The sequence below is a fragment of the Paraglaciecola sp. L3A3 genome, assembly GCF_009796765.1.
GTDB lineage: Bacteria > Pseudomonadota > Gammaproteobacteria > Enterobacterales > Alteromonadaceae > Paraglaciecola.
This window is the reverse complement of sequence record NZ_CP047023.1, coordinates 4,169,234-4,186,493: the sequence shown is the minus strand read 5'-3', so window position 1 is coordinate 4,186,493 and position 17,260 is coordinate 4,169,234. Positions and strand designations below refer to the sequence as shown.

The following is a 17,260-nucleotide window of genomic DNA, read 5'->3' as shown; positions in this document are numbered from 1 at the left end:
GTTTGTACCAGGAATAGTTAGAAGTGAAACAACGATTATTTGTACCGAATATAATTGATATTGAAGCAAGTGGTTTTGGCGCATTCAGTTATCCAATAGAGGTGGGTGTGGTAAATACTCAAGGACAGAAATTTTGCCGCCTTGTTAAACCCGTTATAGGTTGGGAGCATTGGGATGTTAAAGCTGAAAGTTTACATGGAATTAGCCGAGAACTTTTGCAAGCAAAAGGCGAGTCTGTTGTACAGTTATGTCTAGATCTCAATGTCTTCTTAAAAAATCAGGTTGTCTATTCAGACGGCTGGGTGGTAGACCAACCATGGTTAATTAAATTATTTGATGGCGCCAAAATTCCTATGAAATTCACTATCAGCCCTTTAGAAATGATTTTAAACGAACAACAAATGTCAGTATGGCATGTAACAAAAGATAAAGTTTGTGAGAATATGAATATCAGACGTCACAGAGCAAGTAGTGATGCCGCATTAATACAAAGCACTTTTGTTACCACACAAAAAATGTCATTCAGCCAATCGACTCATACGTAAAGTTCAAGGTAAATAACAATTTAAATAAGTGGTAATCCTATTCATTGTTCGTTATTTTACGCCGTCATTATTGGGAAATAATCTTTTTATAGCGAATAAATGTCTAAGTCACTTATTTTCAATATCAATTCTATTCATAAACGTTGGCATCTAGTTATCTAGATCGCTGGTGTTTAGCTGATTACTTAATGAGTAAACAGTCCAAGTACCATTCTATTTACCTCATTCTGACTATTAACTACCTTCACTGTTGTTCATTTATATAAAGTGGATGCGGTTGGGGGCTGGTTATTATGTTAATCCATAGTTTGAGCGGATCTATGGCCTACAGAGTTTCAATCTGTTTTTGATTATGTTGTGCCATTATGGCTATAGCCTGCACTCTTACTCGGTCATGGTTGTTCAGTGGCGGAATATAATAATAGATGTAAGTAAAGCATAGGTAGTGGGATCAGTAGGTCTTTTGATGACAATTATGTTCCCAAATTATTTGTTATATGAGCCAATTACTTGGATGTATTTTGTTGGCGTTGTCTGTGTGGTTTTAGGTATGCAATTATTAAAATGAAGATAGAAATTAAGCCTCAGCATGATAGGCAATTATTTGAATTACAAGTGGATACGATAGCTGAATATTTAACTATAAAAGGTTTTGTCATGCTCGCAGATTTTTTACCTGCAGAGTTAGCTCAGTTGTTGTTAGAAGAAGCACAAAATTTAGCGACTAATAAATTTACTATCGCAGGTATTGGGCGTAAAACTGATCAGCAAATCAATACCCGAATTCGAACGGATAAGACTTTGTGGCTAAATGGGACAAGTGAAGGGCAAAGGCAATATCTAGAGTTTATGGAGCTATTGAGAATTGGCTTAAATCGTAGGTTATTTATGGGCTTATTCGATTTTGAAAGTCACTTTTCTCATTACAAAGACGGGGATTTCTATAAAACTCATATAGATGCCTTTAAAGGACAAAGTAATCGGATCTTAAGCACGGTTTATTATCTTAATCACGACTGGTTAAAAACAGATGGTGGAGAGCTGGTGCTTTATGCAGAAAAAGACAATTCTGTGGCAGATATTATTTTACCTGTATTTAATCAATGTGTGATTTTTTTAAGTGATGTCTTCCCCCATGAAGTCAAAGTGAGTCATAAAGATAGATTTAGTATTGCCGGTTGGTTTCGCATTAATGCCTGTATTCAGGGGCAGCTTGATCCATCTAGATAATATAGATTGGTATTAGATAAAAAAAACGAGCCAGTGTTAGGCTCGTTTTTTGTATTATTCACGTCTTAAGCGCGATTGAAATAGTATTTAAACAATAACTATTTTACTTGCGTTAGTGCCGCCAATTGTTTCCATGACATCACCATAAGTCATGATGAATTGATCACCTTTTTCTAGTAATCCTTTTTCTAGCAATACTGCAACTACATCATTTTTAAGCTGACCTGGATCGCTGTCTCTTGAATCGAAAAAGACAGGCTTAACACCACGATAAAGAGCCATTTTATTCAATGTTCCCTCGTGTCTAGCAAATGCATAAATAGGCAAATTTGTAGTAATACGCGACATTAATAATGGCGTTGAGCCACTCTCAGTCAGGGCTACAATAGCTTTTATTGTTTTCAAATGGTTTGCCGAATAAACTGCACTTAAGGCAACTGTTTCGCTAACCGTACTGAATGTTTGATCCATACGGTGTTTTGAAATAGTCACACTTGGGTGAGTTTCGGCTCCGATACAAACACGAGCCATAGCTTCTACTGTTTCGACTGGAAATTCACCAGCAGCTGTTTCAGCTGATAACATCACAGCATCTGTGCCATCAAGCACAGCGTTTGCCACATCCATTACTTCCGCACGAGTCGGCATTGGACTAGTAATCATCGATTCCATCATCTGGGTCGCAGTGATAACAATTTTATTTAACTGTCTTGAACGCGCAATCAGTTTTTTCTGTACGCCTACAAGTTCAGCGTCACCAATCTCAACACCTAAGTCACCACGGGCAACCATAACTGCATCAGATGCTCTAATGATATCGTCGATAGCTTCATCAGAAGCAACAGTTTCAGCACGTTCTACTTTGGCACAGATTAATGCATTACAACCGGCTTTTACTGCAAGCTGACGTGCGTAGTCTAAATCAGCACCTGAACGAGGAAATGATACTGCAAGATAATCTACGCCGATTTCAGCGGCAGTAACGATATCTTTTTTGTCTTTTTCTGTTAGTGCTTCAGCAGACAATCCACCGCCTTGACGGTTGATACCTTTGTTATTAGATAATTTACCGGCAACGGTTACGACAGTATGCACTTTATTACCTTCAACACTGGTCACTTTTAATTGAATACGACCATCATCCAATAACAATACGTCGCCATCGCTAACGTCTTGTGGCAGGGCTTTATAATCTATACCAACAGCTTCTTGGGTACCTTCATCACGACCCATATCGGCATCTAGGATAAAATGATCACCTATCTTTAAGATAATTGAACTGTTTACAAATTTCGCAACACGAATTTTAGGACCTTGCAAGTCACCTAAGATGGCGACATATTTCCCTAATTTTTTTGCTGCTGCACGTACTTTATTAGCACGGTTTATATGATCTTCGGCAGTACCATGAGAGAAGTTCATTCTTACTACATTGGTGCCAGCTTGGATGATTGCTTCTATTTGTTCCACTGTATCAGTAGATGGACCAAGTGTAGCGAGGATTTTTGTGCGTCTTAACATAGTATTTAGTGCTCTGTTGTTATGGCAAATTTATGACCTTTTTCATTGCTGCCTAATGGCAATGAAAAGGGGAATTAATTCCAACAAGTTTAATCTTTTTATTACAACTAACCAAGTCGTTAGTTGTAAATTAACAAAATTGTAATTTAATTACGAAAAATCATAGTAAAAAAAATGCAAAATGTGAAATTACTTATAACTGTTGTGGGGTGTTTATCTTTTTTTTTATGAAATTAAGTTCTATGACTTATCAAACCTAGAACCTCTTAACGTATCTTTTACCCGTTTTAAGTTTTCACGGAACTTGTTTCCACGTCTCAGGGTAAATCCTGTTGCTAAAATGTCGATTAAGGTTAATTGTGCGATTCTTGAAGCCATTGGCATATACATATCTGTGTCTTCTGGTACTTCAAGAGATAATACTAAATTACATTCTTTAGCTAATGGACTGTCTTTAGATGTTATACCCATTACAGTGGCATCATTACTGCGGGCAATTTGTGCTATTTCTACTAAACTTTTGGTTCGTCCCGTATGAGAAATAAGTACTACTACATCATCTTCACCACAATTCATACAACTCATACGCTGCATTAATATATCTTCAAAGTAAACAACGGGAACGTTGAATCTGAAAAATTTATTCAATGCATCATGAGCTACAGAAGCAGAGGCTCCTAAACCAAAAAATGAGATTTTTTGTGCTTGAGTGAGGAGGTCTACCGCTCTATTTATCGTGCTAATATCAACTGATTGTCTTGCAACTTCTAAGGATGCCATGGTCGATTCGAATATCTTTTTTGTATATTCTTCGGTGCCATCATTCTCATCTACATGTCGGTTTACGTATGGCGTACCATTGGCAAGACTTTGAGCTAAATGTAGTTTAAAATCTGGGAAACCTTTAGTGTCAAGTCGTCGACAAAATCGATTAACTGTGGGTTCGCTAACTCCTGACATTTTAGCTAAGGTCGCAATACTGCAGTGGATAGCAGTTTGTGGGCTGTTCATAATGACTTCTGCTACTTTACGTTCAGATTTACTGAATGCAGAGTCGTGATGTGTTATTTTTTCTAGAATATTCATACTTATACTAAAAACTTCATTATAATTGTCCACTATAGAAAGTTACATTAACTCTCTCACTTAAGATAAGGGTACTAGAGTTGTAATTTTTTAACAGAAAATCTTTCTAAATTAGGCGAATAAAGGCCTAAAACCTAGAATTTAGCCAGTCAAACTGGCATGAAAGTTGTAATTTTACTACATTTTGTGTTAAATTTTACATCATAATTCTGCTTCTCAGTGTGTATCACAGGGGAAGCAGGCAACTATATTTAAACTATATTAAGTAGGTAGATAAAAAATGGTTTTGGAAAATTCATTCGAACCTTGCGATTTTGTATTGTTTGGTACCAAAGGTGACCTAGCAAGACGTAAACTTTTACCCTCCCTATATCAACTTGAAAAAGCCGACTTGATCCATGCCGACACCAAAATTATTGGTGTGGCTCGTCAAGATATCAGCAAAGAAGAATATGTGGCATTGGTGAAAGAGAATATTGAAAAGTTCTCTAAAGAAGCGTTGTGTGCAGAAACATGGGGGCGTTTCCAAGAGAAATTAGATTACGCCTGTGTCGATATGAAAAATATCGAAAGTTATAAAGCTTTTAAAGAAATCGTCGATCCAAAACGGATTATGGTTTGTTATTTTGCCACCCCTCCTTCTATTTTCGGTGATATTTGTCGCGGCCTTAAAGCAGCAAAAATTATTGATAAAAGCATGCGTGTTGTTCTTGAAAAGCCAATTGGTCATGACTTGGAATCGTCAAAAGTTATTAACGACCAAGTGGCAGAGTTTTTTGAAGAGCGCCAGATTTATCGAATTGACCATTATCTAGGTAAAGAAACGGTTCTGAACTTAGTGGCATTGCGCTTCGCTAACTCAATTTTTGCCACTAACTGGGATCATAACTGTATTGATCATGTACAAATCAGTGTGGCTGAGTCTGTTGGTATTGAAGGGCGTTGGGGCTATTTCGACGAAGCTGGGCAAATGCGTGATATGGTGCAAAACCACCTATTACAAATTTTGACTTTGATTGCTATGGAACCACCGGCTACCTTAGACGCTACGAATATTCGTAACGAAAAACTTAAAGTTTTAAAAGCATTACGTCCGATTGATGCTTCGAATGTTCGTCAAAACACAGTACGTGGGCAATATGTTGAAGGCTTTATTAAGGGCCAAGAAGTGCCTGGTTATTTAGATGAACCTGATGCTAACCAAGAAAGCACAACAGAAACATTTATCGCATTAAAAGTTGAAATAGATAACTGGCGTTGGGCTGGTGTACCTTTCTACTTGAGAACTGGTAAGCGCTTACCTAATAAGACTAGTGAAGTAAATATTTTCTTTAAACGTCAGCCACATAACTTATTTAAAGCTAGCTTTCCTCAGTTGCCGCCAAATAAGTTGACTATTAGATTACAGCCCGATGAAGGTGTAGAAGTTACTGTTATGAATAAAGTGCCAGGTTTAACCGGTACTGGTCATATGGATCTACAAAAATCAAAATTAAACTTGAGTTTCTCTGAAACCTTTAAAGATGATCGTATTGCAGATGCCTACGAAAAATTACTTCTTGAAGTGATGATGGGAAATCAATCGTTATTCGTACGTCGTGATGAAGTTGAGGCCGCTTGGACTTGGGTTGATGGTATTTTGGCTGCTTGGGCACATAGTAATGAAGCGCCAGAACCCTATCAAGCTGGTACTTGGGGACCTGTATCTTCTATCGCATTATTAGCTCGTGAAGATAGAGCATGGTTTGAAAGTCGCGCAGGGAAAAAATAATGGCATTAATGAAATCGTTATATACAAATACAAAACAGTTAAATAGATCATTTGCTGGAAACATTTGTCGCTTATTAAGAGCTGGAATCGAAGAGAATGGTCGAGCTAGTTTAATTGTATCTGGTGGTAAAACTCCGGCCGAGCTATTCACTGCTTTGTCTAATGCAAATTTAGAATGGGATAAAGTTGATATCAGTTTAGCTGACGAGCGTTGGGTTGATAATTCTGATGAGGCTTCTAACGAAAAAATGTTACGTGCTAAGTTACTAGTTAATAATGCTGCGAGCGCCAATTTTGTGCCACTTAAGACACAACATGCAAATGCTGAAGATGCAGTACAAGAATGTACTGCTAATTTACAAAGTATGCATACACCTTTTGATGTTGTAATTTTAGGTATGGGGGAAGACGGACACACTGCGTCATTATTCCCTTGCTCAGAACAGATTGCTGCCGGCTTAGATTTAGAATCAGAGAATGCCTACATTGCAGTGCAACCCACTTCCGCGCCTAATCAGAGAATGTCTTTAACTTTACCTGGTCTATTGAACAGCAAACAGATATTTTTACATTTAACAGGCGAAGGCAAAAAAACAGTGTTAGAAACTGTGATGTCTGGTGACGATGAATTAGCTATGCCTATTCGCGCCGTAATTAAGAATGCCGAAGTTAAATTAATGTGGGCGCCATAATTAACGTTTAAACGTTAGGAGACAATTGTGAACACTCTTATCCAAGAAGTAACAGAACGAATTATTGAACGCAGTCAGCACACGCGTAAAGCATATTTAGAAAAAATTGAAGCTGCTCGTTTGAAAGGGCCCCATAGAGGCGTATTGTCTTGTGGTAATTTAGCCCATGGTTTTGCTGCTTGTAGTAGTGAAGTTAAGGCTGATTTAACGAGTATGACTAAGGCGAATATCGCCATAGTTTCTTCATACAATGATATGTTATCAGCACATCAGCCATATGAAGATTATCCCGCTAAACTAAAAAAAGCCATAGCGGCAGTTGGCAGCATTGCTCAACATGCTGGTGGCGTTCCTGCTATGTGTGATGGTGTGACTCAAGGTACACCTGGCATGGATCTAAGCTTATTGAGCCGCGATGTGATTGCTATGTCAACTGCGGTTGGCCTGTCTCATAATATGTTTGACGGTTCATTGATGTTAGGGATTTGCGATAAAATCGTACCTGGTTTATTAATGGGCGCGCTTAGTTTTGGTCATTTACCAACTATATTTGTCCCTGCAGGTCCTATGCCTTCAGGTCTTCCAAACAAAGAAAAAGCCCGTGTGCGTCAAGCATATGCTGAAGGCAAAGTAGGTCGAGCTGAATTATTAGATGCTGAATCTAAATCTTATCACTCAGCTGGTACTTGTACCTTTTATGGTACTGCGAACAGTAATCAGTTAGTAGTTGAGACAATGGGATTGCATTTACCTGGATCATCGTTTGTAAACCCAGGTACTCCCTTACGTGATGCATTAACCGATGCTGCAGCTCGACAAATAACACGCATTACTGACTTAGGCACTGAATATCGTCCAATAGGTAAAATTGTTGACGCTAAATCTATTGTTAATGGACTAGTTGCATTGTTGGCAACAGGTGGTTCAACTAATCACACTATGCACTTAGTAGCAGTGGCTAAAGCGGCTGGTTTTATCATTAATTGGGATGATTTCGCTGATATATCAAGTGCAGTTCCTTTATTAACTCGTATATACCCTAATGGTTCTGCAGACATTAATCACTTTACTGCTGCCGGTGGTATGGCGTTATTGTTTAAAGAATTATTAGAAGGTGGTTTGTTACACAATGATGTGTTGACCATTTGTGGTCAAGGTTTAGAGCAATACACTAAAGAGCCTATGTTAGAAAATGGCGAGTTAGTGTGGCGTGATGGGCCGACTGAATCTTTCGATAAACAAGTTATCGCCAGTGTCAAAGAGCCCTTCAAAGTTGACGGTGGATTATCTGTATTATCAGGTAATTTAGGACGAGCAGTTATGAAAATATCAGCCCTTAAAACGCCTCATTGTCATATTAAAGCACCTGCAGTGGTCTTTGAAGATCAACATGAATTACATGCAGCTTTTAAAGCGGGTGAATTAGAAAAAGACTGTGTTGTTGTGGTCCGTTTCCAAGGTCCTGTTGCTGTCGGTATGCCTGAACTACATAGTTTGACTCCGCCACTAGCCGTATTACAAGATCGTGGTTTTAAAGTCGCATTAGTCACTGATGGACGTATGTCTGGTGCCTCAGGTAAAGTACCTGCTGCCATTCATGTGACGCCTGAAGCGATTAAAGGTGGGATGTTGGCTAAGTTGAAAACTGGCGATATGGTTGAGTTAAATACTGAAACTGGCGCGTTAGACGTCTTAGTTAGTGATGATGAATTAGCTAAACGTGAAGCTAAGGTGTTAGATGTGACTTCAAATCAAATCGGTATGGGCCGTGAAATGTTCGCCGGTTTACGTAATACACTAACAGGTGCCGAAGAAGGTGCCTGTTCATTATTTTTCGGACAGGAATAAGTCAATGTCTGCTAACTTCGTTGCCGATGTAGGCGGAACTAATATCCGTCTTGCACAAATTGATAACGGCCAATTGAGCCATATTCGTAAATATTTGTGTAGTGATTACGCTACTATTGGTGAAGTCATCAACAAGTATTTTGCTGAATATCCAGAAGTGACATTTACTTCAGGTTGTTTAGGTGTGGCTTGCCCGGTGACCAGCGACACTATCAGTATGACCAATAATAGTTGGCAGTTTTCTGTTAAAGAATTACAGGCTGATTTAGGCTTAACTTGGTTAGGTGTGATCAATGATTTCACAGCTGTGGCTTATGCTGTCACTGTTTTAACCGATGAACAAAAAGTACAAATTGGTCCCGGTCAAATTATTGAAAATGAAAATATTGCAGTGTTTGGTCCAGGTACTGGTTTAGGGGTGAAACATTTAACGCCTGCAGTACAAGGTTGGTTAGCATTGGATGGCGAAGGTGGTCATGTGGATTTTGCCGCCGTAGATGAAGTCGATATTGCTATTTTGCAATTCTTAACTAAAAAGTTTGGCCATGCTTCTGCTGAGGAAGTGTTATCAGGTCGAGGTTTAGTTCATATATATCAAGCTATAGCTGAGTATAGAGGGGTTGATTTTCCTTTAACTGAAGCTGCTGATATTACCGAATCGGCGCTAGATGGTAGCTGTGACTTGTGTGTCGCTACCTTAGCCCAATTCAGCAAAGTTTTGGGTAGCTTTGCTGGAAATCTTGCCCTTAATTTGGGGACGCGTGGTGGCGTATATATTGGTGGTGGCATTGCCCCCCGTTTCACCGACTTTATTCGAGAAAGTGGTTTTAGAAATCGGTTTGAAGCTAAGGGTCGTTTTCGTGACTACGTAGCCGGAATACCGACTTTTATTATCACTGAGCCCGATCATGGCTTGATCGGCGCAATGGCCTATTTAAATCAAAATTGTAAAGGTTAAGTACCATGTCAAAAAATTGGAAAATGACGTCAGAAGAAATATTTAGTGCCGGACCAGTTGTTCCTGTACTAGTCATAAAAGATGTTGCATATGCAGTACCATTAGCTAAAGCATTAATTGCTGGCGGTATCCGAGTTTTAGAAGTGACGTTAAGAACTGACGCTGCGCTAGAAGTGATCAAAAAAATAGCTGACGAAGTGCCAGAAGCTATTATCGGTGCCGGTACTGTAACTAATAGAGCTCAATTGCAGCAAGTTATTGATGCAGGCGCTAAATTTGCTATTAGCCCTGGCTTAACTTCAGACTTGTTGAAAGCTGGTAATGAAGGAAGTATTGCCCTTATCCCCGGTATTTCATCTATCTCTGAACTTATGACTGCAGCAGATCACGGTTATACTCACCTTAAGTTTTTCCCTGCTGAAGCTTCTGGTGGTGTTAATGCGCTTAAAGCCATAGGTGGTCCGTTTCCACATATTGCTTTTTGCCCTACAGGTGGTATTAGCCCAAGTAACTACAACGACTACTTAGCTTTGCCTAACGTTCGTTGCGCTGGTGGTTCTTGGTTAGCTCCTGAAGAAGCCATGAAGAATGGTGATTGGGATAAAATTACAGAATTGGCAAAACAAGCTATTGCAGGTGTTAAATAAGCCTTAATTTATATTCATGATAAAAGCCGCTAAATTTTAGCGGCTTTTTTGTTTCTATTTTCGCCTATTTATTCGCGATTATTGTAGGAGGTATAATTTCCAGTCAATGATTTCTGGATTTCTAGAACCCGTTTGATTATATATTTTATTGATTATTCCTGACGCTCGCATTTTTAGTAATCCTTTATTAATTGCCTGGCTAATCTCGAAACTATGAGCCATGTCTTTTCTTACCGCTATATGTCGACTTTGATTGATGACTATTTTCATGTTGGGAACTGGGTATAAATACACATCTCCTAATAAGATTGACATATTTTGATTAAATTCTCCTAAGGTGAAATCTGCCCGGTCTTTTTCTATCATTTTATGAATGGAATCAGGGGAGGGGGCGGCGATAACGTTTTTAGTTAACTGACGTATTGTATTCCAATCATGATGCCAAGAGGGCATGGTAACCCCTCGAAAGTAACTGAGCTCTTCCGGTTTTTGCACGTATTGCATAATGGAATGATTTTTTAAAGTGTAGATACCTTTTACTATTTCTCCCTTTTTTAATAAAGCTGGTGAAACATAAAATCGCTCAGTGTCCGTTTGATCTAGCCAAACGGTTTGTGCTTGTAGATGAACTTTCTTTTGTTGTGAAAGCAATAAACTACGAGAGTAGTTAGGCGTTGGGTATATATCAAACTCAAATTTTAGTCCGCCTAAATGTAATGCTTTACACAGTATGATTAATTCTGCCGCGCCTCGATTGGTGTGTTCTGCTTTAAACTCTGTTACTTCCCAACAAGGTTTATTTCTTGTCCAGTCTTGGAATACAGATAATATATTTTCAAAGATAGCTATAGAAATCTTGAGCGGTTGCTCTTTAGCTAAAGATTTTTCGCTAGATAACAGCATGATACAAATGATCAAACATATCTGAATGAGGAGTTTTGGCATATTTATTTACTCGTAGAAGGACGCGCTCATGTATAACTAGAATTGTAAGGAATGTCAAATATCCACAAAATACACATTAATTGTAAGTGAACTCCTTTTTTTGTATGTAAATAATGTTAACATGGGGTTATATTTGTTAACTATGACCTTTATTTGAGATAATTATGCAAAGATATTTGAAACAAGCTTCTTTTCTTTTGGCAATGTTTGTAATAGCCAATTCAGCCAGCGCCAGAGATATATATGTGGCAAAAACGGGAAATGATAGTTCTGATGGTACTTTAGGTAGCCCTTATTTAACATTGTCTAAAGCAGCTGAGCAAGCGGTTGCAGGTGATGTGGTTAATATTCGAGAAGGTGTATATGAAGAGGTTTTAGCGCCTGTGAATTCTGGTGCTGAGAATAACCCTATCGTTTTTCAATCTTATGATAATGAAAAGGTCATTATTAGTGCTATGCAAGCAGTAAATAACTGGTCTCTAGATTCTGAAAATATCTATGTTACACAAATAGATTGGGATCTTGGGCAGGCTAATTTTGTTATGCAAGGCAACACAGCTATGGACTTGGCTCGTTGGCCAGATAATATTGATGGTGATCCCTTTACCCAAAATTCATTAAGAAACACAGGGGGAAGTGGTAGTGATGAAGCAGATAATGCCTATCTAGAATATTCACCAGGTATACCAGATGGTGATTGGTCAAAAGGAGGATCGATATATTTTTATGGAGATAAGCCAGGCTCAGGTTGGACAACTTGGCGTTCGTTTATCACAGCAAACACAGATACTAGCGTCAGTTTTAGTTTAAATAAAAATCCAGCTTGGATACGTACATTTCATGCCCCTGCGGATAAAGGTGATTTTTTCTTACAAGGTATAAAAGAAGCATTAGATTACCAAAATGAATGGTATTTTGATCCTGAAACTAAAAAACTTTACGTGCAATTGCCAAATGGTGAAATGCCAACAGAAAATCAAGTGAGTGTGCGAAAACGGGAGAAAACCATTGATTTATCAGCCCGTAATTACATTCAGATTAAAAATTTAGCTGTGTTTGGTGGTTCAATCGAAATAACAAATGGTGCCTCAAATAACCATATCTACGGTGTAACCAGTTTATACGGTAACTACACATTAGGTGTAGTGACTGGTTTTGCTTCTGGTAATCAGAGTATTAATATCCGCAGTGATTGGGATAAATTTAATACTAAAAATAATATTATCGAAAACAGCGAAGTAGGTTTTGGTTCGGGTACCGGTATTTATGATTCTGGAGAGAACACCCAAATATTAAATTCTTACCTGCACGATTTTAACTATTTAGGTAATTACGATGCGATCATTAATGCTCGTGGTGGTAACAATACCAAAGTGTTAAACAACACTATCACCCGTGCAGGTAGAGACGCCATTCAAGGTTTTAACGATAATTCTGAATATGCATACAATGATATCTCACATAGTAATCTTATTGCTGATGACTGTGGATTATTTTATACAGTGGGCGGACCAAGTAATACTGTCATTCACCATAACTGGCTACATGATGCCTATTCTAGTGGTACTAAGTCTAAAGCTGCAGGAATTTATTTAGATAACGACGCCTCTGGATTTGAAGTACATCATAATGTGATTTGGAATACAGAATGGAGCAGTATTCAAATTAACTGGAATGGTAAAGACATCAATATTTATAACAATACTATGCTCAATTCAAGTGGCGTTATGGGAGCTTGGCACCTTGAAGGGACTGCATTTTCTGATGTAAATGTGTGGAATAATCTTGCCGACAATAACGCTTGGGAGCCTCAATCTGATAAACAAAATAATCTAGTGGTGAGCCTCACAAATGGTCCATTTATTGATGTTGAAAAAAGTGACTTCAGGTTAAAAGCTAATTCTTTACCGGTTGATGAGGGTCGAATTATTGACGATATCACTACCGATGTGACAGATGGTAAACCTGATGTTGGCGCCTATGAAATTGCTGGAGATCAAGCTAATTGGGTGGCAGGAATAAGCTGGGAAAGTAAGTTAGGGCCAACAGGGTTAGGTTGTTACGGCTTGCCAGGTGAAGATTGCCAGTTACCCAGTGACGTTGAACCTACTGTTGAGTTTAGCCAAAATCAAACTGTTGATGAAGGCGCTACCGCTATAGTGACTGTGACGTTAAGTGAATTAGCGGCTAATTATCCGGTGACTATTCCATATATAGTGTCGGGGACAGCAAGCAGCAATGATCATGATGCTGTGAATGGTGAATTTGTTATTAATAGCGGCACAGAAGCGAGTATTAATATTTCGCTTAAACAAGATGATATTCTTAATGAAGTAGAAAATATAATTATCACTATGGGTAACCCAACCAATGCTATTGTTGGCGATAATGATGTACATACCATCACGATTACCGATAAAACTCCGCCACCAGTAATTCCTACTGAGCCGACTCCTAGCCAACCTGATCCAGATTCTTCAGGTGGCGGTTCAGCGGGAGGTCTGTTGTTGTTTTTGGCATGCTGTTTGTTTATCAGAAAACATAAAATGTTTTAACAAAAAGAGGAATACAGTGAAAAGTTTTTTTACTGTATTCCCTTTGTTTTACAATGATCTAATTTAAGAAAGCTTAGATGGCATTAGTTGTGTTAAAACTCCTACAAAACAGTCTGTTAATTTTTGTTTTAGGCACATTTTTTAGTAAGCCTTCATTAGCTGCAGCAAAAATATCTGATGATATGTCATTACCTCCAGTGCCTTACCCTAGTGAAAATCAACCCACAGAAGCCAAACGTGTGTTGGGCAAGATCCTTTTTTGGGATGAACAACTGTCAACTGATAATTCTATTGCTTGTGGTACTTGCCATTTACCAAGTGCTAACGGTGCAGATAAAAGAATTGGCCTAGAGCCAGGATTCGATAAAATAATCAATACCAGTGATGATATCTTGGGCAGTCTGGGGGTTGTCTCCAGGGATGCACTTGGTCAAGTGCAGAACCATAGTGTTTTTAAACAGAATCCACAGGTAACTAATCGTACAGCACAAGCCTATTTTTCTGGTATATGGGCTGATACTAATTTTTGGGATGGTAGAGCGAGCTCAGAATTTATTGACCCCAAAACTAAAAAGATAGTTATCTCAGCTGGGGGAGCACTAGAAAGCCAAGCACTTGGTCCATTAATGAGCAATGTGGAGATGGCTAAAGATGGACAAACTGCTGACGAGATTATTACTAAATTAAAGCAAGCTAAACCTCTAGCATTAGCGACTAACCTGCCTGCTGACATTCAAGCGGTATTATCTGATGGGAGTGATTATAATACTTTATTTACTAAGGCTTTTGGCGATCAAAATATCAGTCTTAAACGTATTGCTTTTGCACTAGCCACATATGAACGTAGTTTAGTGTCTAATCAAACGCCTTGGGATTTAGCTATGGCCAAACAACAAAAACTGCCTTATCTGGAAAACTTAGGTTGGGAGTTTTTCCAGCAAAGTGGCTGTGCTCAATGCCATACGCCACCTCTATTTACCGATAACAAATTTTATAACATTGGTATCCAAGGAATAAATACCGATTTAGGTCGCAAACAACTCAGTCTGGACAGTAAAGACCATGGTGCGATGAAAGTCCCCAGTTTACGCAATACGGGTCTTAAATTGACTTACATGCATACTGGGCAGTTTACTTCATTAGAAAAGGTGATAGACGTATATGCCAATGTACCCTTTGAAGATATGGCCACCAAAATGCCTAACGGCGAAAAGTATAATTTTCAATTTTCTGAGTACCAACGTAAGGCTTTAATTGCATTTTTGACCTTCTCTTTGACCGATGAAAGGGTCAAGAATGAAACATTCCCCTTTGATCGGCCAAAACTAAGAAATGAAATAAGTAATACTCAATCACCCCAAGCCATTCAAAATTCAGCCATAGGATTGAACAAAAAAGGTTTGGTTGAAATATCGTGGCAGCAGATGCAAGCAGAGTTGGGTTTCGATGTAGAAATAGTTCGTAATGATGGCCGCCATTATTGGGCCGCTCAATCTCCGTTTGAAGATATTTATACTGAATTTGGTGAGAGTTATGAATATCAAATTTTCAGCAGAAATGGGCAATTATCACTTTCAGAACCTGCGATCCTGAATATCAAATTAGCGAGTGATAAATCTATTTATTGGCTTTTGACTGCCTTAGGTTTGTTGCTGTTAACTATAGTGGTATATAGCAAAAAAATGAACAAACCTAATTAATCTGAACTCGGTTTATTAGGCTTTTTTTTAAGTAACTCTTATTTGCTGGCTAAAGCGACACCATCAAATGTGATACCTGCCCAACCTTTAAGCATAAAGTTTCGGATATTGCCATGGTCGCTATTTTGCGGATGTTGTAAAACATCTTGACGATAATAATTGCCAAACAATTGCAGAGTTTCAGCTGCATTGAGTCGGTTTATTTGGGCAAAGTAAAAAATCTTACAGGAACCTTCATTGCTGCCCGCTTGGCTAACTAAGCCTCCGTTAGTAAAAGTAGTCGGGGTATACTGATAATTTTGCTCAATGACTTGTATGACTTGGCTAAATTCAATGGTTTCAGGTTGTGTACGTACTAGTTTGATTAAGTCATTAATCGTCATCTTTGATCCTAATGATAAATTATAAGGGGTTAGGCGCGTCTAAGACTCAACCTTAAAAGGTTTGAATTATAAGGCGAGCATAAATACTTTAGAGTTACGCTGGAAGTTATATAACTGTTTTTTCTTGGAGGGTAAGTCATCTAATGTTGCTTCGACAAATCCTTGCTCTCTAAACCAGTGAGCAGTGACAGTTGTTAGCACAAAAATTGAATGTAAACCTTGCTTACGAGCCTGTACTTTAATCGCCTCTAGCAACCTTTCTCCACGGCTACCACCACGGTAATCAGCGTGAGTGGCAACACAGGCCAGTTCGCCCATGGCTTCGTCTGGATAAGGATATAGAGCCGCGCAAGCGATAGTCATACCATCACGTTCTATTAGAGTAAATTGTTCAATTTCTTTTTCTAAATATTCTCTAGAACGTTTAACTAAAATCCCTTTTTCTTCTAAAGGTTTAATCAGTTTTAATACGCCGCCTACATCTTCAATATTGGCTGGTCGTAGTTGTTCATAAGAACGTTGAGAAATTAATGACCCTGCTCCATCACGAGTAAATAACTCTTGTAATAAAGCGCCATCTTGACGGTAGCTAACACAGTGACAACGACTTATATTCGCCTCCAAACTAGAAATTACTGACTGCAAAATCTGTTTCTGTGGAGAGTAATGCGGCTGGCTGATCATGCCATAGAGTTGGTCTAATTCTAGATTTCTCAATAGCTCGCCATCTTCACTCACTATGCCGTGTTCATGAGTGAAAGTGATAAGTTTATCAGCCTTTAACGCTATAGCTGCATTGGTTGCCACATCAGCGTAAGACAAATTAAATACTTCCCCTGTAGCTGAATAACCCATAGGAGATAAGAGTACAATGGAGCCATCATTTAGATGATCGTTAATGCCGTGTACGTCTATACGACGCACTACGCCAGTGTTTTCAAAGTCGATACCTTCTTGCACACCAGCAGGCATAGCGACCACTAAATTTCCAGAGCAAACACGAATTTGAGCGCCATGCATGGGGGAGTTAGGCAAACCCATAGTCAACAAAGCTTCGACTTGGGCTCGTACAGAACCAGCCGCATCTTTTACACATTCCAACGTCTCCTTGTCGGTAATCCGCATATCTTGATGAAAACGGGCCGCTAACTTTCTTAATTCAACTCTTTGTTCTATTTGTGGTCGTGCACCATGGACTAAAACTAAACGTACCCCCAAACTATTTAATAACGCAATATCATGAATAATATTGGCGAAATTAGCATCTTCAATGGCTTCACCACCAAACATTAAAACAAAGGTTTTGCCTCTGTGCGCATTAATATAAGGTGCTGAATTACGTATAATTTTAACACTGTCAATGTGTGAAACGACCACAA

General features: G+C 38.7%; 14 protein-coding genes. 9 read left to right on the top strand and 5 right to left on the bottom strand.

The window, feature by feature from the left end; genetic code table 11:
* The first annotated feature begins 23 nt into the window (after positions 1 to 23).
* On the top strand, positions 24 to 545 hold the full coding sequence (locus tag GQR87_RS17425) for a hypothetical protein (protein ID WP_158971548.1): 522 nt from the start codon (positions 24 to 26) through the stop codon (positions 543 to 545).
* A gap of 564 nt (positions 546 to 1,109) precedes the next feature.
* Positions 1,110 to 1,775 (top strand): 2OG-Fe(II) oxygenase, encoded by a 666-nt coding sequence (locus GQR87_RS17420; protein WP_158971546.1) that lies wholly within the window; start codon positions 1,110 to 1,112, stop codon positions 1,773 to 1,775.
* An 87-nt stretch (positions 1,776 to 1,862) separates the two neighbouring features.
* Here GQR87_RS17420 and pyk read toward each other — a convergent pair whose 3' ends face one another.
* On the bottom strand, positions 1,863 to 3,296 hold the full coding sequence (gene pyk, locus GQR87_RS17415; protein ID WP_158971544.1) for a pyruvate kinase: 1,434 nt from the start codon (positions 3,294 to 3,296) through the stop codon (positions 1,863 to 1,865).
* Between the two features lie 240 nt (positions 3,297 to 3,536).
* Positions 3,537 to 4,382: a MurR/RpiR family transcriptional regulator gene (locus GQR87_RS17410; RefSeq protein WP_158971542.1), complete on the bottom strand. Its 846-nt coding sequence runs from the start codon at positions 4,380 to 4,382 to the stop codon at positions 3,537 to 3,539.
* Positions 4,383 to 4,662: 280 nt separating this feature from the next.
* Between GQR87_RS17410 and zwf the strand changes: the two genes are divergently transcribed.
* The 5 genes from zwf to GQR87_RS17385 are packed head-to-tail and all read left to right on the top strand — an operon-like array spanning position 4,663 to position 10,298.
* Positions 4,663 to 6,153: a glucose-6-phosphate dehydrogenase gene (zwf, locus tag GQR87_RS17405; RefSeq protein WP_158971540.1), complete on the top strand. Its 1,491-nt coding sequence runs from the start codon at positions 4,663 to 4,665 to the stop codon at positions 6,151 to 6,153.
* A complete protein-coding gene (gene pgl, locus GQR87_RS17400) occupies positions 6,153 to 6,845 on the top strand; it encodes a 6-phosphogluconolactonase (RefSeq protein WP_158971538.1) in 693 nt (230 codons plus the stop codon). Before zwf ends, pgl begins: the two co-directional genes overlap by 1 nt.
* Positions 6,846 to 6,872: 27 nt before the next feature.
* Complete coding sequence (edd, locus tag GQR87_RS17395; protein ID WP_158971536.1) at positions 6,873 to 8,693, top strand: phosphogluconate dehydratase; 1,821 nt, start codon at positions 6,873 to 6,875, stop codon at positions 8,691 to 8,693.
* Between the two features lie 4 nt (positions 8,694 to 8,697).
* Complete coding sequence (locus GQR87_RS17390; RefSeq protein ID WP_158971534.1) at positions 8,698 to 9,651, top strand: glucokinase; 954 nt, start codon at positions 8,698 to 8,700, stop codon at positions 9,649 to 9,651.
* 5 nt (positions 9,652 to 9,656) lie between these two features.
* Positions 9,657 to 10,298 carry a bifunctional 4-hydroxy-2-oxoglutarate aldolase/2-dehydro-3-deoxy-phosphogluconate aldolase gene (locus GQR87_RS17385; RefSeq protein WP_158971532.1) on the top strand — a complete coding sequence of 214 codons (642 nt, stop codon included), beginning with the start codon at positions 9,657 to 9,659 and terminating at the stop codon, positions 10,296 to 10,298.
* Positions 10,299 to 10,376: 78 nt separating this feature from the next.
* Here the strand turns inward: GQR87_RS17385 and GQR87_RS17380 are convergent, their stop codons facing one another.
* On the bottom strand, positions 10,377 to 11,243 hold the full coding sequence (locus GQR87_RS17380; RefSeq protein ID WP_158971530.1) for a hypothetical protein: 867 nt from the start codon (positions 11,241 to 11,243) through the stop codon (positions 10,377 to 10,379).
* A gap of 164 nt (positions 11,244 to 11,407) precedes the next feature.
* Here GQR87_RS17380 and GQR87_RS17375 point away from each other — a divergent pair, with 164 nt between their 5' ends.
* On the top strand, positions 11,408 to 13,798 hold the full coding sequence (locus GQR87_RS17375) for a right-handed parallel beta-helix repeat-containing protein (protein WP_158971528.1): 2,391 nt from the start codon (positions 11,408 to 11,410) through the stop codon (positions 13,796 to 13,798).
* Between the two features lie 77 nt (positions 13,799 to 13,875).
* Complete coding sequence (locus GQR87_RS17370) at positions 13,876 to 15,498, top strand: cytochrome-c peroxidase (protein WP_158971526.1); 1,623 nt, start codon at positions 13,876 to 13,878, stop codon at positions 15,496 to 15,498.
* A 38-nt stretch (positions 15,499 to 15,536) separates the two neighbouring features.
* On the opposite strand, the gene GQR87_RS17365 is transcribed toward GQR87_RS17370, so the two are convergent.
* The gene (locus GQR87_RS17365; RefSeq protein WP_158971524.1) at positions 15,537 to 15,881 is read right to left on the bottom strand and encodes a HopJ type III effector protein; all 345 of its coding nucleotides are present in this window, start codon (positions 15,879 to 15,881) and stop codon (positions 15,537 to 15,539) included.
* A 66-nt stretch (positions 15,882 to 15,947) separates the two neighbouring features.
* Positions 15,948 to 17,258 (bottom strand): amino-acid N-acetyltransferase, encoded by a 1,311-nt coding sequence (gene argA / locus GQR87_RS17360; RefSeq protein ID WP_158971522.1) that lies wholly within the window; start codon positions 17,256 to 17,258, stop codon positions 15,948 to 15,950.
* Between the last annotated feature and the right edge of the window lie 2 nt (positions 17,259 to 17,260).